Origin of the sequence: Lacibacter sediminis, from assembly GCF_014168535.1 — a bacterium.
In the GTDB taxonomy this organism is placed as follows: Bacteria; Bacteroidota; Bacteroidia; order Chitinophagales; family Chitinophagaceae; genus Lacibacter; species Lacibacter sediminis.
Genome location: NZ_CP060007.1, coordinates 1,160,473 through 1,180,060, shown reverse-complemented (window position 1 = coordinate 1,180,060; position 19,588 = coordinate 1,160,473). Strand labels below are relative to the sequence as shown.

Annotated in this window: 18 protein-coding genes; 12 read left to right on the top strand and 6 right to left on the bottom strand. The window is 40.8% G+C overall.

Annotated features, from left to right (window positions below; translation table 11 throughout):
* Positions 1–115 precede the first annotated feature (115 nt).
* On the bottom strand, positions 116–898 hold the full coding sequence (locus H4075_RS05320; protein ID WP_182804841.1) for a carboxylesterase family protein: 783 nt from the start codon (positions 896–898) through the stop codon (positions 116–118).
* A gap of 55 nt (positions 899–953) precedes the next feature.
* Entirely contained in the window at positions 954–2,720 is a 1,767-nt protein-coding gene (locus H4075_RS05315) for an LTA synthase family protein (RefSeq protein ID WP_182804839.1), read from the bottom strand.
* A 185-nt stretch (positions 2,721–2,905) separates the two neighbouring features.
* On the opposite strand from H4075_RS05315, the gene H4075_RS05310 reads away from it, so the two are divergent.
* The 5 genes from H4075_RS05310 to H4075_RS05290 all read left to right on the top strand — a co-directional run bounded on the left by H4075_RS05310 (position 2,906) and on the right by H4075_RS05290 (position 7,690).
* On the top strand, positions 2,906–3,931 hold the full coding sequence (locus H4075_RS05310; protein WP_182804837.1) for a S66 peptidase family protein: 1,026 nt from the start codon (positions 2,906–2,908) through the stop codon (positions 3,929–3,931).
* Positions 3,928–4,836 carry a S66 peptidase family protein gene (locus H4075_RS05305; protein ID WP_182804835.1) on the top strand — a complete coding sequence of 303 codons (909 nt, stop codon included), beginning with the start codon at positions 3,928–3,930 and terminating at the stop codon, positions 4,834–4,836. The genes H4075_RS05310 and H4075_RS05305 overlap by 4 nt, the downstream gene beginning before the upstream one ends.
* A gap of 253 nt (positions 4,837–5,089) precedes the next feature.
* On the top strand, positions 5,090–5,671 hold the full coding sequence (locus H4075_RS05300; protein WP_182804833.1) for a YceI family protein: 582 nt from the start codon (positions 5,090–5,092) through the stop codon (positions 5,669–5,671).
* Positions 5,672–5,710: 39 nt separating this feature from the next.
* Positions 5,711–7,030, top strand: coding sequence for a hypothetical protein (locus tag H4075_RS05295; protein ID WP_182804831.1), 1,320 nt, complete (start codon positions 5,711–5,713; stop codon positions 7,028–7,030).
* Positions 7,031–7,087: 57 nt separating this feature from the next.
* Positions 7,088–7,690 carry a YceI family protein gene (locus H4075_RS05290; RefSeq protein ID WP_182804829.1) on the top strand — a complete coding sequence of 201 codons (603 nt, stop codon included), beginning with the start codon at positions 7,088–7,090 and terminating at the stop codon, positions 7,688–7,690.
* 251 nt (positions 7,691–7,941) lie between these two features.
* Here H4075_RS05290 and H4075_RS05285 read toward each other — a convergent pair whose 3' ends face one another.
* The 4 genes from H4075_RS05285 to H4075_RS05270 all read right to left on the bottom strand — a co-directional run bounded on the left by H4075_RS05285 (position 7,942) and on the right by H4075_RS05270 (position 13,095).
* Positions 7,942–8,760: an alpha/beta hydrolase gene (locus tag H4075_RS05285; RefSeq protein WP_182804827.1), complete on the bottom strand. Its 819-nt coding sequence runs from the start codon at positions 8,758–8,760 to the stop codon at positions 7,942–7,944.
* A 2-nt stretch (positions 8,761–8,762) separates the two neighbouring features.
* A complete protein-coding gene (locus H4075_RS05280; RefSeq protein ID WP_255460344.1) occupies positions 8,763–9,551 on the bottom strand; it encodes an alpha/beta hydrolase in 789 nt (262 codons plus the stop codon).
* A 101-nt stretch (positions 9,552–9,652) separates the two neighbouring features.
* Positions 9,653–11,641 (bottom strand): KUP/HAK/KT family potassium transporter, encoded by a 1,989-nt coding sequence (locus H4075_RS05275; protein WP_182804825.1) that lies wholly within the window; start codon positions 11,639–11,641, stop codon positions 9,653–9,655.
* Positions 11,642–11,859: 218 nt separating this feature from the next.
* Positions 11,860–13,095, bottom strand: coding sequence for an S-adenosylmethionine:tRNA ribosyltransferase-isomerase (locus H4075_RS05270; protein ID WP_182804823.1), 1,236 nt, complete (start codon positions 13,093–13,095; stop codon positions 11,860–11,862).
* A 185-nt stretch (positions 13,096–13,280) separates the two neighbouring features.
* Between H4075_RS05270 and H4075_RS05265 the strand changes: the two genes are divergently transcribed.
* From H4075_RS05265 to H4075_RS05235, 7 genes are all read left to right on the top strand, one after another.
* On the top strand, positions 13,281–15,206 hold the full coding sequence (locus H4075_RS05265; protein WP_182804821.1) for a PAS domain-containing sensor histidine kinase: 1,926 nt from the start codon (positions 13,281–13,283) through the stop codon (positions 15,204–15,206).
* 111 nt (positions 15,207–15,317) lie between these two features.
* A complete protein-coding gene (locus H4075_RS05260; protein ID WP_182804819.1) occupies positions 15,318–16,349 on the top strand; it encodes an LLM class flavin-dependent oxidoreductase in 1,032 nt (343 codons plus the stop codon).
* Between the two features lie 95 nt (positions 16,350–16,444).
* Positions 16,445–17,137 carry a TerC family protein gene (locus tag H4075_RS05255; protein ID WP_182804818.1) on the top strand — a complete coding sequence of 231 codons (693 nt, stop codon included), beginning with the start codon at positions 16,445–16,447 and terminating at the stop codon, positions 17,135–17,137.
* A gap of 386 nt (positions 17,138–17,523) precedes the next feature.
* Positions 17,524–18,093, top strand: coding sequence for a Crp/Fnr family transcriptional regulator (locus H4075_RS05250; RefSeq protein ID WP_182804816.1), 570 nt, complete (start codon positions 17,524–17,526; stop codon positions 18,091–18,093).
* A gap of 78 nt (positions 18,094–18,171) precedes the next feature.
* Complete coding sequence (locus H4075_RS05245; protein WP_182804814.1) at positions 18,172–18,525, top strand: YciI family protein; 354 nt, start codon at positions 18,172–18,174, stop codon at positions 18,523–18,525.
* 9 nt (positions 18,526–18,534) lie between these two features.
* Complete coding sequence (locus H4075_RS05240) at positions 18,535–18,951, top strand: hypothetical protein (RefSeq protein WP_182804812.1); 417 nt, start codon at positions 18,535–18,537, stop codon at positions 18,949–18,951.
* Positions 18,952–18,998: 47 nt separating this feature from the next.
* Positions 18,999–19,565: a Crp/Fnr family transcriptional regulator gene (locus H4075_RS05235; protein WP_182804810.1), complete on the top strand. Its 567-nt coding sequence runs from the start codon at positions 18,999–19,001 to the stop codon at positions 19,563–19,565.
* Positions 19,566–19,588: the final 23 nt, after the last annotated feature.

Below are 19,588 nucleotides of genomic sequence, written 5' to 3'. Positions count from 1 at the left end.
AGATAGCAACCCTACGCAGCAGGGGATTGCAAAAGTACCATAAACGCCTCCATTACCCAAACCCGTAAAATGCAGATGCCAGCCGTTGGGCTGGCATCTGAAAAGTCTGGCACTGCTATTTTTTCTTTTTCTGCTGAAACATCCACTTTAAAAAATCAGTTTCGGCAAAAGCGCTGTCCCAACTGTTATGATTTACGCCGGGATATTCAGTGTATTTCACTTTTGCTTTGATCGACTTCAGTTTTTCATTTGCATCTCTCGACAGCTTTACGTTCACTACAGGATCGGCATCGCCATGAAATATCCAGAAAGGAGTTTTGCCTGTCCAGTTACTGTAGCTTTTCAAATCGGCACCACCACAAATAGGTAATGCAGCAGCATATAATTTCGGATAACGATAAACAGCTTCAAACGTGCCCATACCACCCATCGACAATCCTGCTACATAAATGCGTTTCAGATCAACAGCTTCTTCACTTGTCACTTTTTGCACTAATTCATTGGCAGCAGTCAACGGCCAATTAGCTTCTCCTGTATAATCAAATGAAAGTACACGGGGCCGTACGGTTGTATCTACTTTTATTGATGCCCAAAAAGAATTGAGAGGGCATTGCGGGAAGATGACAATTGCCGGAAACTTTTTTCGGTTCTCAGCTTCAAGAAACAATTTTGAACCATGCACTAATTGCTTTTGATTATCATCGCCTCTTTCTCCTGCCCCATGCAGAAACAAAACAAGCGGATACTTTTTTGTTTTATCATAATTCTCAGGATAAAGAATGCGATAAGGAAGCACTTTCCCTTCGGCAAAATTGTATTGTTTTGTTTGGAAAACCGGAGTTTGTGCAGAAGTTAATCCGGCAAACAGGAAGGCAATGAATACAAGCAATAAACGCATAGTATATTTTTTACCCTATGAATTTAAACCCTTTCTGTCAACTGTGACAGCTTAATTAATAAGTGATAAACTCCTGGTATACTTTCTGTAAAACAGCCTGACCTCTTCTAACCATTAACTTTTCTGATGCCGGCGCAGCCGCAGCATTGATCACTTTCCGGTTATTGTTATCAAACGCAACCTGGCCATCTTTTTCTATCCAGAGAAAACCATTGTCAAACGAATTAAAAGCAAACTGCCTTATGTTGGGGTTCATCAAATTCTTGCTCCAGTAAAATGCTTTATGATCTAATCCCATTTGAGCAAGCAACGTAGCAGGCAGATCACCTTGTGAACCCAACACATTTATACGCTTTCCTTTATACTCATCTTTCAATACTTCACCGGCAAACAAGAGAGGTATCTGCGAACGCCTTGGCATATAGATCTCATGTTTTTTTGCCGGTAACCGATGACCATGATCTGCAACCAATACAAACAAGGTGTTCTTATACCATTCTTCTTTAGCCGCTGCTGTAAAGAACTCTTTCAAACTCTGATCGGTGTAATGGGCTGTACTTTTAAATTTATCAGCAAGATCGTTACCCGGAAACCGGGCTTTCACCGGTATTTCAAACGGTTCATGATTGCTTAATGTTAATACAGTTGAAAAGAATGGTTGCGGTTCGTTTTTCAAATCAGCAAGTACCCTGTTCAACACTACACCATCATGCGCCCCCCATTTTGAGTTAATATCTTTTTTCTCAAAATCACGAATATCAACAAGCCTTTTGTAATCTTTATTCAAAATAAACGAGCGGAAATTAAAGAAGTCAGATTCGCCTCCGTAATAAAAAGAAGTATGATATCCATTTTGAAACAAAGACGAAGAAATCGATGGCACTTTCTTCGCCTTTTCAGGTATCGTCAACAAACTGCTGATGGCCTGCGAAGGAAATCCGCTGTGAATGGTTAAGAAACCAATATCAGTCCGTGACCCGGATGAATAGATATCCGTAAACAATAAACTTTTTGCTGCAAGACTGTCCAGAAAAGGGGTTACGTTTTTTTCGCCATTGAGAGATGCCATCAGATCGGCAGTAAAACTTTCGAGAATAACCAACACAACGTTTGGTTTACTGGTATCCAAAAACAAAACTGTTGAATCAGGTGCTGCAAGCAAACTATCACAAACTGCATTTGCTTCTTTCATATCCATAAACAGATAAGGATTGAAAGGAGCCGATCGATGATCGATAATATCACGCACTAAATTCCACTCCGTATTAACGGCAGCATGATTGAGTGATTGATTGTTTGAATAATAGGCTGATGAAATTGACAAAGGTGATGTAGAAATTCCACCCCGCAGAGCAACCACATACAGAACAAAGGTGGCCAGCACAATAACAATACGTTTGATCATGTGCGGATATTCCTGAATATGCACAACAGGTTTTGAGCGGAAATAAAAAAGCAAACCGATAACGATCAGAATTACACCGATGATGAACGAAATGAAAACCGGCGGAATCATTGAACTGGCTAATGCAAGTGATGGTTTAGTAAAAAAAACATGGAAAGCACGGTAGTTTAATTTTGTTCCCCACTCACGGTAGGTATTTACATCAACAATGGTGAGAAACCCGATCAAAACGATCATGATGATCATGTACAAGCGGTAAATGTTTGAACGGGCCGGCACTTTCCCTGCAAGAAACAAAACAGCCCATGCAAGCATTGGCAGTGTGGCAATATAAGCCGTGGTTGCAATATCCATCGGCAAACCAAACAGGAATGATTTCAGTACATCGGCCGTACCAGCTTCCTGCACTTTTGACATGAAGAACAGGATAAAGATCAATCTGCAAAGAGAAAAATACAGTATCCAGAAAAGAACAAAAAACAGGAATGAGTAAAATAGTTTCCGCATAACTTAAGCAATACCTCGTGCAAAGATGCCATTAAAAATGAGACACGCAAGACTTAACAAAACGCTATATGGCTTTTTTTAAATAATTTGAACGTATGAAGCGAAAGCATTTCTTACAATCTATGTTACCAGCAGGTCTTTTGCTGACAGATGGACTGCATGCCGGTACAGATGAACAGTGGCTGGCTGAACCTTATCATCCTCCTTATTTAAAGGACGGCGATACAATTGGTATTACTTCACCGGCTGGCTATATTACGGAGAAGGAAATACAACCGGCCATTCAGCAAATTGAAAGCTGGGGCTTCAACGTAAAGATCGGCAGCAGCATTGGTAAACGTGATTTCACATTTGGCGGAACTGATGAAGAACGCCGGGCAGATTTTCAGCAACTCATTGATGACCCGAAGGTAAAAGCCATTCTTTGTGCAAGAGGTGGCTATGGATTTGTTCGTATTATCGATCAGCTCGATTTCTCAAAAATGAAAGCGCACCCCAAATGGATGATCGGCTTCAGCGATATTACTGTACTGCATAGCCATCTCAACCGCAACTTTGGTATTGCCTCCATTCATTCAAAAATGTGCAACAGTTTTCCTGATGACTGGAGCAAAGCAGAACCGATACAGATCGAAACCATTCTTTCCATCCGTGATGCATTAAAAGGAGTGCAGATGAAATACACAGCTCCTGCCAATGAAAAGAACCGGTTGGGTGAAGCAACAGGAACATTGGTTGGGGGCAATTTAAAAACGCTTGAATCACTTGCGGGCAGTAAAAGTGATCTCCGCACAACGAATAAAATTTTGTTTGTAGAAGATACCGGCGAATATCTCTACAGCATTGATCGTATGTTCTGGAATTTAAAACGTAGTGATAAGCTTGATCATTTAGCCGGATTGATCATCGGTGGTTTTAAGATCAAGGCAAGTGAAGACGCAGCTGAAGAATTTGGTAAAAACCTGTATGAAATTGTGATGGAAAAAATTCCTGATTGCACGTATCCTGTTTGTTTTGATTTTCCTGTTGGTCATCAGAAAAATAATTATGCATTGAAATGCGGCATGAAACATAAATTGCAGGTAACAACAAACGGCAGCACTTTAACTGAAATACGATGAAGACTCCTTCCTATTTAAAAAAAGGCGATACCATTGCCATTACCTGCCCTGCAGGATATATGAAGCTTGAAAAAGCACAAACCTGTATCACCGTGTTACAACAATGGGGGTATGAAGTACTGGTGGGCAAAACGCTCGGCAGCAAATCAAAAACCTATTTCAGCGGAACAGATGAAGAACGTTTGAATGAATTTCAGGCCATGCTTGATGCGCCTGAAGTAAAAGCTATTCTTTGCGGACGTGGTGGTTATGGTGTTGGCCGCATTATTGATCAATTGGATTTTACTGCATTCAAAAAAAATCCAAAGTGGATCATTGGCTTTAGTGACATCACCATCTTTCATGCACACATCAACCGTAATTTTAAAATTGCCACACTGCATTCATCCATGGCATCTGCGTTTAACGATGGTGGTTATAAAAACAAATATGTGCAATCAATCAAAGCAGCATTAGGAGGTAAGAAAGCAAACTACAGTTGCAAAACACATCGTCTTAATCAAACTGGAAAAGCAACTGCTGAACTTGTAGGTGGTAACCTGGCCTTGATCACTCATCTTATCGGAACCAAAAGCGATTATCAAACCAAAGGAAAAATTCTGTTCATAGAAGATATAGGTGAACAACATTACAATATTGATCGTATGCTGCATCAGTTAAAACGCAGCGGCAAACTGAATGATCTTGCAGGATTGATAATCGGTGGCTTTACGGACATGCAGGATACAGAACGGCCATTCGGGAAAAAAGTATACAACATTATTCATGAACTAATCAATGAATACAAGTATCCTGTTTGTTTTGGTTTCCCTGTAAGTCATGACAAAGAAAATCTTGCGTTGAAAGTGGGTGCTTCTTATCAATTAACTGTAAGCAAACAAACAGTTCAGTTAAAAGAACAATAATTCATTTCTCATCAAAAAAAAGCCTGTAGAAGATGTTCTACAGGCTTTTCTGCTTTAAAGCATTTTAAACCCTGATGGCTGAAACCCTTTGCTGCAAAGCCTTTCAGCCATTTCATCCTTCCCTGCCTGACCCCCGTCACTTGAACTTGTGACACAAGTCACTCAAAACCCTGCATTAGATCATTCTGGGGCTAGCGTACCCGTGCAATATTTGTGGAGTCAATTTGAACACGAAACAATTAAACAACAAATCATGATACGCCAATCAATCCTCCTGTTTCTCACCACACTGCTGCTGGCAGGAACAGTAAGTGCGCAAAGCAAATTCAGCACCAAATCTTTTCAATTAACCATAAACGGTACATCTAATGTTCACGACTGGAGTTCAAAAGCAACGAACGTTGTTGTAACCGGCGACTTTGGTCTAAACAGCACAAGTCTTGAAAAGATCAATGCTGCATCCGTAAAAGTAAAAACAACATCATTGAAAAGTACAAAAGAGTCTGATCTGATGGATGGCCGTACTCACAGTACATTAAAAGCTGACAAATATCCAGAGATCACTTATGTATTTACAAAAGTGTTAAGTGTGCAGCAAAGTGGTGCAGAAACTATCATGAATATCACCGGCAACTTAACATTAGGCGGTGTTACCAAACCAACTGATCTCACACTGCGCATTAAAACATTACCTGGTGGAGATCTTGAAGTAAAAGGTACACGCAAAATACTCATGAGCAACCACGGTATTAAACCTCCAAGCTTTATGCTGGGCGCTATGAAAGTTGGCGATGAAGTAACACTTACTTATGATGTAATTCTCAAAAAAGCATAATCAAACAATTTTATTACAATAACAATTAAACAAACAAATATGAAACCTTTCCTTACAAACTGTCTGAGAAAATGTGCTGCAATCGCACTTCTTCTGTCACCTTTAGCAATGCAAGGTCAGCAGGCAAAAATTCAAAACTGGCGTCCTTATGATCAAAGTGGTATCAATGTATTTGAATCTCCAAAAGACAGCGCTACTTCTTTTGATGGTTTAAAAGTTCGTATCGGTGCAGGTTTTACACAACAGTTCCAGGGTTTAAAACATTCTAACACCGCAGGAAGCCCTCTATTATACCCCCGTTTAAAATCCGGTTTCAACTTGGCACAAGCCAACTTGAACATTGATGTGCAACTGGCAGATGGTATCGCTTTGAACCTCGTTACTTATCTTTCTGCACGTCACCACAACGAAGCTTGGGTAAAAGGTGGTTACATTCAATTTGATAAAGTTCCATTCAAAGGAAAAGTTTGGGAGGATATCATGAAAGTAGTAACTCTCAAAATCGGTCACTATCAATTAAACTATGGTGATCAACACTTCCGTCGTTCTGATGGTGGACAAACACTTTACAATCCCTTTATTGAAAACTATATCATGGATGCTTTTGCAACAGAAGTTGGTGCTGAAGTGATCTTACGTAAAGGTGATATTACCGGTGTTTTAAGTGCATCTAACGGATTGATCAATGGTGGTGTACAGGCTCCATTGGAACCAGGCAGCACTACTGAAACCTACAAACGCAACCCATCACTCATTGCAAAACTTGCTTATGATAAAAAGTTTGATGAAAACTTAAGATTAAGAGTAGCAGGTTCAGTATTCCACAACAGCAGCTCTGGCCGCAGCACATTGTATGCAGGCGACCGTACCGGTAGCAACTATTGGTTTGCAATGGAAGCTGCAAATGCAACTGCAAAAGACAACTTTACATCAGGCCGTATCAGTCCAAACTTTACCAATCAGATCACTGCATTACAATTCAATGCGTTGGTAAGAGCTTACGGTTTTGAGTTCTTCGGCACATTCGAAAATGCACAGGGCCGCACTATCAATGAAAAAGTAGCAGGTACTCCAAAACGTAAAGTAAACCAGTTCGCAGTAGATGGTATTTACAGAATTGGTGCAAAAGAAAATGTGTTCCTTGGTGTACGTTACAACCAGGTGAAAGGTGAACTGGTAAATGCAACTACTGAACAAACTGTTGATCGTGTAGCATTTGGTGCAGGCTGGTTCTTAACTAAAAATGTACTTCTGAAAGGCGAATATGTTAATCAGAACTATAAAGGATATGCAACAGGAAATATACTGAACGGAGGCAACTTCAAAGGAGTGGTTGTTGAAGCAGTGGTAGGATTCTAATTGCACAAACTAACAAAGCCCTGTTGAACAAACGGGGCTTTGTTCATTTTACCAATCATGTTACGTCTGTTATTCATATTATCTCTCTTCATGCTTTCTGCTGATAAGCTTACTCCCATCAGACTGGCGTATCATATTGATGAAAAAAGCCAACTCTACCTCCTCGGTTCCACTAATGTAAATACCTTCAAATGCGATTGCAAAGACAAGTTTCAACCTGCTATTCTCGAAGGCGAGATCAATCCATCAACAAGGCTTATTCAGTTCAAAAATGCTAAGCTCCGCATCAAAACAAAATTACTGAGCTGCAGAAATAATGTGATGAACAGGGATATGCACAAAGCTTTAAAAGCCGAAGAGTTCCCTTTTATTACTGTTGACCTGTTGAATGCACAGCCACTGCATAACGAAAAAGAAATGCAGCCCGGCAAAGTGTACAGTTATAATGTGAACACCGTTATGCATATTGCCGGCATCAGCAAACCACAATTGATGCAGGTAAAGTTCTTACGCACCAAAGACAATCTTTACAAACTCACTGCCAGTAAAGATATTCTTATGAGCGATTATGATATCCACCCACGGACTCCCTTCAACATCATCAAGATCGATGATATCATTACCATTCACTTTGAAATGCTGGTAACTGCAGGTAAATAAGACAGCCCCGTCCTTTACTCCAGAATATTTTAGTTGCTGCAAATAATCATTCAGACCGATTCGTCATGTCGAGGAACGAGACATCTCTAAACAATCGGGCACCTTGCAATGAATTATTAGCCTAAACTTTTATCTGTAATATTTGTTTGAAACCGTCTTTCGTCGTGGAGATGTCTCGTTCCTCGACATGACGGTTAAAGAGATTGATGAAATGAAACAGGTTGCTGTGCACGAAATCAGAGACGGGAAAATCATCTCAGCAAACTATCCAGTTTTTGCTGAAACAGATCATAGCTTGCGAGGTTATTATGACCGCCTTTTTCAATGGTAATAAACTCATCCCCTTTTTTCATCAGAGGTTTTAAACGGCTGCTGTGTTTGTAAGGTATCACCGCATCTTTAGTACCATGAAAAACTGTAACCGGAACCATCACTGTTTGTAAATATTCGTACAATGGAAATTGATACCGTACAAGAAAACCTACAGGGTACATTGGGAAATGTGCGCCTGCTAACTCCCTCAAACTATAGTAAGGTGTTTCAAGGATCAATCTTTTGCAAGGTTGATTACTTGCCAGTTCAGTTGCAACACCTGTACCTAATGATCGGCCATAGATGATCATTGAATCAGCGGAAAATCGTTTGGTCGCCAGTTTATAAATGGCATGTGCATCATCATACAATCGTTCTTCGTTGAACTTGCCTGTTGTTTTTCCAAAGCCCGGATAGTCCGGCATCCAAACTTCATAACCATGTTTGGTGAAATAAACTGAAGCTGCTGCATAGCGGTTAATATTCTCCCTGTTGCCATGGAAGTACAACACAATTCCTTTTGTGGATGCAGTATCTGCCGGAAAGAATTTTACAAAGTTGAGTACGGATGACGCATCAACTGGAATATTCACTTCTTCGTGTGGTCCTTTATAACGAAAAGGCTCACCTGCACGTATTTTTTTTGGATGAAAGAAGATCGTTTCCTGCAGGTACCACAATGCAACGCCACCCACCAGGTAAAGCGCAACGATTATCTTCAGTGTATTCTTTAATCTTCGTTTTGTTTTCAACTGCATACTTATACTTTCAATATATCACGGATAAAATTATGATACTCCGGGTAAGTTGGCAGATTATTATGGCCACCACCATGAATACGGATCAAGGTGATACGACGTGGATTAATAGCTTGTAATCGTTCACTGTGCCGAATTGGAATGAGCCAGTCTTTCGTTCCATGTATTATGTAGGTGTGGCATTTCACTTCTTTGATCCACTTATCGGTTCGTAAATGAAACCGCAATACTAAACGTATCGGCAAAAAAGGAAGAAAGCGTTCCACTACTTTTCGGAAGCTGTAATAAGGTGCATCAAGAATTAAATAACGTGGATGATTATCTGCTGCAAGCTTACTTGCAAAACCACTGCCCATGCTTCGTCCATAAACCAAAATATGATCTTCAGGAAACTGCAGGCACAACTGATCATACACAAACTGCATATCACGCAACATGGCTGCTTCACTACGCTTACCAATACTTTTTCCGAATCCACGATAATCAACCAGCAACACATCATACCCAAACCGAAAAAAATCACGTGCATATTTACCCCAGCCTTTAATGCTGCGGGTGTTGCCATGAAAATAGATGATGAGTCCGTGCGGTTTTTTTACATTGAAATGAATACCACTAATGGTAACACCAGGCTCAGGATTAAAACTTACTTCTTTGAAAGGTGCATCGTATTTGAATTCAAAATCGGCAGCCAGCTTCTCCGGCTTGAAAATAAATTTTTCCTGGATGAAATAAGCGATCACCATCAACAGGACATAACCGATAATAATATAGAGAATGGTTGGAGACAAATAATTAGTTTATAGTTTGTTGTTATCAGTCGGAGTCTCAATCAAATTACTCAGAAAAACCGAATTAAAATAACTACAAACTATCAATTACAAACTACCGGCTATTCTTCGTCCTCTTCGTTGTAGATACGCTTGAGTTTAAGACTACTGATAGGCGCCACGATCAATGGGAATTTCTCAACCGCAACATTGCTTTGATCGAGGCCAAAGCCTTTCTCTTCGCTCAGTCCAAGTTTCTTCACCATAAAGTAGAAACGCATAATGATCCGTTCAAAGAATGGCAACTCATTATCCTGACTCAGGAATTTTTCCATCACCACAAACTGAAAATCGCCCACAACGTTATTACGTTGCAGACTTTCGTAACGGCTGGTAATGTTCACTTCTTTATTGCTCACCATGTCTTCCACCACTTTACGGAACATGAGGTTAATACGTGGCTGCATACGGAAACCTAAACGGAATTCAACCCTTATCACCTCATTGGGGATAATGGTGCTTACTTCATACTCGCAGGTATAGGGATCATCCAATGTATCCACATGCACAAACCAATAAATATCGGCACGTTTTGGTTTACGGTTAAGGATAGAATAAATGATCTTATGCTCGATCTCTTTGGGATTGTTTGCACTTGTGAGGTAAACAAGATGGGTTGCATGTTTGGTTACCGTCATATCATTACTTAATTCCTGCAGCATCGGCAGATAATGATCTAACCGCACAAACTCCACGTAACGGTTTTTGATTTTACGTGCACGGTACCAAACATACATCACTATAAACATCACCAACCCGATGATGAGTGTAATGTAACCGCCATGTAAAAATTTATCCATCAATGCTACCAGGTAAGCAAATTCTATAGTAAGATAACCTACCAGGAATATCCAGATGTAGATTGGTTTGATACGGTGTAACACGAGGAAGTTAGCAAACAACATGGTGGTCATGATCATGGTAACAATAATCGCCAATCCATAGGCTGCTTCCATTTTCGAAGATTCCTGGAAATACAACACTACGAACGTACAACCGAGGAACATAAACAGATTCATGCCCGGAATGAACAACTGTCCTCTCTCTTCACTTGGATAAACGATTTTCAAACGTGGCCACAGGTTCAAACGCATGGCTTCACTAATGAGGGTAAATGCGCCGGAGATCATAGCCTGGCTGGCAATAATAGCGGCCGAAGTTGCGATGGCAACTCCAATTATAATGAACCAATGCGGCATGAGATCATAAAATGCATGAATGCCGGATTCAGCTTTGAACGTACTATCAATGAGCTTACCGTTATAGTTTGCAAGAAGAGATGCACCTTGTCCGAAATAGTTAATGAGCAAACAAATTTTTACATAGATCCATGAAATACGGATGTTCTCTTTTCCGCAATGACCAAGATCGCTGTACAAAGCTTCTGCACCTGTGGTACAGAGAAACACCGCACCCAATAACCAGAAACCTTCCGGATAGGTGGCCAGGAAATCGTATGCATAGTATGGATTCAATGCTTTGAAAATGGCGAGATCATCAAACACGTGAACAGCTCCAAGTATAGCAAGCATGGTAAACCAAACCGTCATTACCGGACCAAACAGTTTGCCAATTGAACCAGTACCAAACTGCTGCATAAAAAAGAACAGCGATAAAATGATCAATACAATAGTTACCACTGTATTCACAGGCATATCACGCATTTGGGGCAACACTTTCAAACCCTCGATAGCAGATGTAATAGAAATGGGCGGCGTAATGATACCATCTGCCAGCAACGACGCACCACCGATCATAGCCGGGATTACCAACCATTTGCGCCTGCGCCGCACCAAAGCGTACAAAGCAAAAGTGCCACCTTCCCCACGGTTATCGGCCCGCAGGATCATGATCACATACTTAATGGTAGTTTGCAACGTCAGCGTCCAGATAATACAGGACAACGTACCAACAATGAGTGTTTCTGAAATTACCCGGTTACCAATGATAGCATTGTAAACGTACAGGGGAGAAGTTCCGATGTCGCCATAAATAATGCCTAACGCAATTAACAAGCCGGCCGCTGTTACTTTTGATGTGTGCTTTCCCACAAATAATATTTAAGTGAGGATACGAACCAATTTGGTTGATTGGTTTTCCCGAACTGAAATCAAAGGTAATAGAAGGATACATATGAGCAAGAAAAATCGGAGAAAGCTACGAACGGCAAGCTATTAGACGTTAGTAAACGAAGAAGCCGATATCCGGCAGTACTAAGTAGTTAGTCAGAAATCTTATTACCTAACCGCTACCGGCTTAATACTATCGGCTAAACACTACTCTCCCTCACCCACAACAAACTCCCATCGCCATAACTTAAAAAGCGGAAGTTATTGGCCATTGCATGATCATAAACCTTCTTCCAGTCGTTACCAATTAAAGCAGCTACCAATAATAACAAGGTAGAATTGGGTTGATGAAAATTGGTGATGATGGCCGAAGCAATGCGTGCTTTGTAACCTGGTGCTATTAATACTTGTGTATGGCAGATTAGTTGGTTGAGTTGGTTTCGCTTCATCCAATCGAGTAATGCCTGCAGGGCTTCTTTGGCAGAAGTTTTTTGATTTGGCAGATCATATGCATCCCACTGCTGCACTTCCAGTTCCTCGATGCCTGCATTGGGGTTGATGATGGCTTTTACTCCCATCCAGTACAAACTTTCAATACTGCGCAATGAAGTAGTGCCAACCGCAATGATGTTGTTAGGTAATTGTTTCAACAGATCTTCAATCGTATCGGTTGTTATTTCGATCCATTCACGGTGCATATTGTGTTGCTCCATGGTTTCACTCTTCACCGGTTGAAACGTACCGGCACCCACATGCAGTGTAACAAACTGCGTTTTGATGCCCCGCTCCTGTAACTGCTGTAACAATAAAGGAGTAAAATGTAAACCAGCTGTTGGTGCTGCTACACTACCCTCCTGCCTTGCATAAACGGTTTGATAACGGTCATAATCAGCTGCTTCGGTTTGTCGTTGCAGGTAAGGCGGCAATGGCAATACGCCTGCAAAATGCAAGAGTTCAGCAAAAGTGAAATGATCATTATCCCAGCTGAATTCAATTTCAAAACTGCCTTGTTCCTGCTTTCGTTTTTCTGCTTTCAACAACACGTCGCCTTTTGGCGTGCTGAGTTGTTTTTCTAAAAACTGCTGTTTCCATTTGCCTGCACCACCAACCAAACAAGTCCAACAAACCGATCCCTGGCTCATCATCGCTTGCGTAAGTTCAACACCTGCCGCAGGTTCTAAACAAAAGATTTCAATAATGCTGCCGGTTGATTTATGAAAAAGAATACGTGCTTCAATTACTTTGGTATTGTTGAACACCAACATGCAATCAGCTGGTAAATGTTCAGGAAGATTTCGGTACACATCTTCGCTGATGTTGCCTTCTTTGTAAATGAGGAGCTTACTGAGGTCACGTTCGGCCAACGGGTAACGGGCAATTCGCTCATCGGGTAACTCGTATGTATAATCTTTTATTTGAAGTTGCGAGGGATGCATAAGTGCAAAGAAAAAGAAATTGTGTGAACCCCGATTCTGAAGGATTTGCGGCATTGCAAGAGATGAAGGTATTTACAAGGTCGAAGCAGAGTAATTATTTGATTTGCAAAAAAATCCCCGACTGAAATCATTCAAATCTGTTAATATTGCTTGTCCTTTTATCCAAAAAAACTTACATCCATCCTTTGAACCGTATTTCATTTTACCTGACAAGAACTTCTGCGATCGTTGTGATTGCGATCGCTGTATTGGTGCTGTTGGGCTGGCAGCAGGATATTGTTTTCCTGAAACGTATCTTACCTGAAATGCCTGCCATGAACCCGATGACTGCTATTGCATTTATTTTTTGTGGTTCTTCGCTACTGCTTTCTCAGCAAAAAGGCTATAAACTTCTTATTGCAAAAATCCTTGCATTATTAGTCATACTGATTGCAGTGTTACGCATACTTGCTGTTAGTGGCTTGTATGATGCAGGCATCGATCGTTTACTTTTTACCGAACAGGTACAAACAACATTATACAATGGAACGGCCAATGCCATGGTGCCACATGCAGCAGCCGGTTTTTTACTCGCAGGTATTTCTCTTCTGTTGTTGCTTAGCGGACACATCGTTGCATCGCAATGGTTTGCCTTACCTGTTAACGGTCTGGGTGTTCTTTCTGTCATCGGTTATACCTATCATCTCAGTTCAAATTACCTGATCACTTCGTTTACACCCATGGCTTTTCATGGAGGCATTTGTTTCATGCTCTTTTCAATGGCACTTCTGTTAGCGAAAAGCAGGCGTGGATTTGTTGCTGAAATAACCAACATGCATGCAGGTGGTAAAGCTGCCCGTTTATTGTTACCTGCATTAGTGATCATTCCCACTATTCTTGGTTACTATGTTTTAACCGGTGTACTCAGAGAACGTTTTTCAGTTGTCGTGTGGGTAGCACTGTTTGTATGTGCCGTAATTTTTATGTTTGGTGTACTGGTGTGGGTAACGGCTTATATCATCAACCGATCTGAAACAAAAAGATTAGATGAGAAACGCATTGCAGAAGAGCAACGGAGGCAATTGGTTGAATATAAATTCAAACAATCGCAGGAACGTTATTATACACTCATGAACAGTGTGGATGGTATTGTGTGGGAAGCCGATGCACAAACCCTTGTATTTACATTTGTAAGTGAGCAGGCAGAACGTATGCTGGGTTATCCTGTTGAAAGATGGATCAAGGAACCTGGTTTTTGGGCCGAACATATTTTTGAAGAAGACCGCACATGGGCAGTTAATTATTGTGCACAATCAACGGCAGAAGGAAAATCGCACCAGTTTGAATACAGGATGATCGCTGCAGATGGGCGCATTCTGTGGTTGCGTGATATTGTAGCGGTGATCATGGAAGATGGCAAAGCAGCAAGGCTGAGTGGTATTATGGTTGATATCACTGAGCAGAAACAAATGGAAAAAGAGTTGATGGAAAAAGAACTTTCCCAACAAAAACTTATTACTGAAATAACGATTCTTGCACAGGAGAAAGAACGTAATGAACTGGGGCTTGAGCTGCACGATAATATCAACCAGTTATTAAGTGTAGTGAAACTCTACCTGGGTGTTGCCAAAACAGAAAAAACATTTAACGAAGAGATCATTGAACGGAGTTACCTGCATCTTGAAGAAGCGATGCAGGATATCCGCAAACTGTCGCACACGCTTGTTGCGCCATCACTTGGTCATGATGGATTAAAAGAAGCACTGGAAGATCTTGTGGAAAGTGTACAGGAGCCAAACAAGTTAATGGTGCAACTGTTTGTTGATCAAGACTACAATGCATTGCAGGTAGATAAAAATAAAGAACTGATGCTCTACCGTATTGTGCAGGAACAACTCAACAATATTCTTAAATATGCAAAGGCAACCGAGGTAACAATACGTCTGCAACAACAGGACGACAATCTTATTCTCTTTATACGTGATAACGGGGTTGGCTTTGATATTCAGCAGCAAGGCAACGGCATTGGATTAAAAAACATCAACAGTCGTGTTAATTTTTATTCAGGTAAAATGCAACTTGCCTCTGCGCCTGGTAAAGGTTGCACGCTGGAAGTTTCTATCCCGAATTAATAAGCCGAAATTGCAGAGCTTAATATTCCGGGATTGGCAAACAACCGATCAATCACCATACCTGCACTACTCTTCATTCCTCGCTTATCTTTGCAAACAAAATAAACTTCTATGGAATTAGGCGTGGGCATGTTTGGCGATAATCATTACGATGCAACCGGCAAACCTTTACCTGCCGGAGAACGGCTGCGTGAATTAATTGAAGAGATCAAACTGATGGATGAAGTGGGTCTCGATTTCTATGGCATTGGCGAGCATCACCGTCCTGATTATGCAGTATCAACACCTGAAATTATTTTAGCTGCTGCCGCTACTGTTACAAAAAACATCAAACTCGGCAGTGCAGTAACAGTTTTAAGTTCGGCCGATCCGGTGAGAGTTTATCAGCAGTTTGCCACCATCGATCAGTTGAGTAATGGCCGTGCGGAGATCGTTGCCGGCCGTGGCAGTTTTATTGAATCGTTTCCGTTGTATGGTTATAACCTGAGCGATTATGATGGCTTGTTCGAAGAAAAGTTAGACTTGCTTCAAAAAATAAATCATCAAAACCCTCTTACCTGGAAAGGAAAATACCGTGCTGCATTAAACAACCAGGAAATACTGCCACGTGCAGTGAATGATCATCTTAATATTTGGGTGGCTGTTGGCGGCACACCTGAATCTGTGTTGCGTGCAGGTAAAGCCGGCTTGCCGGTGATCTTTGCTATTATTGGAGGAAGCCCGGTGCAGTTTCAACCGTTGTTCGACTATTATAAAAAAGTGTATCAGCATTTTGAACATGATATGACTAAGTTTGAAGTGGGTGTTCACATGCATTGTTTATTTGGTGAAAACAGCAAACAGGTAGCTGATGAATATTACCCATTATACGCTGCACAAATGATCCGTGTTGGCAGCAGCCGTGGATGGCCTGCTTACCAACGCAATCAATTTGATTTTGGAAGAGGTAAAGATGGTGCATTGATCGTTGGCGATGCAAACGAAGCCATTGATAAAATTTTACAGATGCAGGAACTGTTTGGCCTCACCCGTTTCTCTGCGCACATGGATGTAGGCGGGCCATCGCATGCATCATTGATGAAATCGATTGAGATCTTTGGAACGAAGATCGCTCCGAAAGTGAGAGAGGCGTTGAGGAAGTAAGCCGGTGATGAAATAGTTGAACACAACAATAAACTTTATAAGGAAGTAACCACAAGCATAAAAAACTTATCTTAAAACATTAATTCATCAGTTACATGTCCGAAGTTATTATCGCACTTGTTTCGCTTATTGCACTGGAAGTAATTCTTGGAATTGATAATATTATTTTCATTTCTATACTCGCCGATAAGCTACCCGAAAACCAACGGAACAAACTCCGCTTCTGGGGAATTGGTCTGGCCATGATCATGCGGCTAGTGCTATTGGCTTTACTTTCCTGGATCCTGAAACTTGACCAAACGTTATTTACTTTATTCGATATCGGGTTCTCCGGTAAATCACTCATACTTATTATTGGTGGCTTATTTCTTTTGTACAAAAGCACAAAAGAAATTTATCATAAGAGTGAAATTGCGGCAGAAGAAACGCCACGTATGCCGGTAAAGGCCAGCTTTGGCCAACTGCTGGGTGAAGTGATCTTACTTGATCTTGTTTTTTCGATTGACTCCATTATTACAGCAGTTGGTATGGTAAACGAATTATGGATCATGTATACAGCTGTTGTGGTCACTGTGTTGATCATGCTTGTGGCATCAAAACCTATCAGTAATTTTATTCATAAACACCCTTCGTTTAAAATACTTGCACTTTGCTTTCTGATGATGATCGGCGTATCGCTTATTGCTGAAGGGCTGCAGTTTAAAATACCCAAGGGCTACATTTATTTCTCCATGGCCTTTGCTTTTTTGGTTGATGTGATACAAATGAAGACGGTGAAGCAGAAATAAACACTCGTGTTTTACTGCCGGATCATCTATTCATTCCAAAAGCTAATGGCACGATACATTCTTCGATCTACAGCCACTGTTGGTATATTGCCAAAGAAACACGCCTGGTTGCATCTCCATTCCAAACAGCTAAAATGAAAGCATAAACAATTCGCTACAGGATGTAATATTGGTTGGTGAGGCGACCATCAAAGGCATAAGAATATTTCAACTTTTAATCCTCTTTCTTCAACAAGACAATCCATCAATGTAAAAGGGTAGTAAATTATTCACTGGCAACAGGCATAAGCCAGAAGTATAATGAACTTAATAACAGGATCCTGTCTTAATTAAAAAATTAATATTTCAATGATCTGCTTCCCTATAAATTTGAAAATTCCTGTTCTATGGTTTTAAAATTAAAGGAACATATTGTCAGCCGTTTGGGAAATGATGTTGATCATTTGGATGAAGTGCTCGCTCATTTCAAAAGCATTTCAGTAAAACGAAATGAGCTTTTGTTGCGACAGGGCGATGTTTGCCGCTATGTTTATTTTCTCAGTAAAGGCTGCCTGCAAGTGTTTGTGTATGACCAGGAAGCTAACGAAACAACGAGAGATCTTGTAACCGAAAACAACTGGTGCAGCGATCTTATAAGTTTTGGAAGTCAACAGCCTGCCAATGAAAACATACGTGCAGTTGAACATTGTGAACTCTGTGCAATTGACAGGGAGGGTTTTCAACAACTGATGGAAACAATACCACAATTTGATAAAGTGTATAAACAAATTCTTGAAGCGTCGTACGCAAATTCGGTTTATCGTATCAATACGTTTGTATCACTTTCAGCATTGGAACGTATAAAATGGTTAATGGATTACCGCCCGCAACTAATGACACGTTTATCAAGCAAACTCATTGCTTCCTATCTCGGCATAACACAGGAAACGTTCAGCCGGTTAAAAGCCAAACTCTGAAACATTGACATTTGTCAATGGTGGCGGACTTACCCTGTATTTATTTTGTTTCATTGTTCATCACCAAAAAAATAAACAATGAAAGAGTATCTGCTTTTATTCCGCAACGTAAGTGGCAATAACGATTACATCACTACTGCACAGGACATGACCGAAGATATGCCCGCATGGCAAGTATGGATCGGTAACATTGCGAAACAGGGAAAATTAATTGCCACACAACCCATTGCTTACAATGGTACGATCGTTTCAAACGAAGGCATCAGTAACGGGCCAGATAAAGGAGGCAACAATATATTAGTTACGGGTTACCTGCTTTGCAAAGCTGAAAGCGATGAAGAAGTGCAGGCGTGGAGTAAAAACTGTCCCATGTTGAAATACCCTTACGGAACTGTTGAAATACGTTCGTTGATTCCATTCCCAACTAATTAAACAAAACACATGGAAAAAGTTTTATCCATTGGCCGCTGGTTATTTCCGCTAAGCTTTCTGCTCTATGTTGGTTTGCATTTGGGAAAGCCTGATGTGGGCGCATCATTCGTGCCCGATTATTTACCATTCCCTTATTTCTGGAATTATTTCACGTTGGCATGTATCATTGCTTTTATCCTTAGTGCCCTTATTGGCAAATACGATAAACTGGCTTACTCGCTAATGGCATTGTATGTTTTGTTGATGGCGTTGATTGTGCATTTGCCAAGAGCATCGGGGCATAACCTTTCCGCCGCAATGATGATGGCTGATGCAGCCCGTGAACAGGAACTGGAAATGTTGAATGTATTCCGCAACATCATGGTAATGGCCGCCTTACTTGGCTTTGCAAAATTTGTAGCGAAAGACAAACGGATAATTGGTTAATTTACGAATGAAGTGCGGCTATGAAATGCCAGGCAGCTTCACAAAACATGCAGCAAATCAGCAATGTCATCAGGCAAATGATCAATATCAGCGATACTGAGCTGGATGATTTTCTTTGCCGCACTTTTACCAAAACATTCAGCAGGCAGGAGCTGCTGAGCAGACCAGGAGCAATTCCAAATGAAATATTCTTCATCAACAAAGGCATCGTTCGTGTAATTATTACTGATAACGACGGCATTGATCATACCCTGCATTTTGGACTGGAAAATCAGTTCATTGCTGACTATTCGTGTTTCCTGTTAAAACAATCATCATTTTACAGTATACAAGCTGTTGAAGAAACCGAAGTAACCATACTGCAACGCACTGCTGTTGAATGGGGTTACCAAAATTTGAAAGAAGGCAATAAACTTGGCCGGCTCATTGCTGAATTTTATTTTGTGTACCAGGATGACCGTATTAAAAATCTCTACGCCCGCACTGCTAAAGAACGTTACGATTCCATTACCGACATATTTCCCGATATTCATAACCGGGTACCTCAACACATGATCGCATCTTACCTTGGTGTTACACCTGTACATCTCAGTCGATTGAAAAAGCAGAAATAGAAATCTAAACATTTGTTATCGTT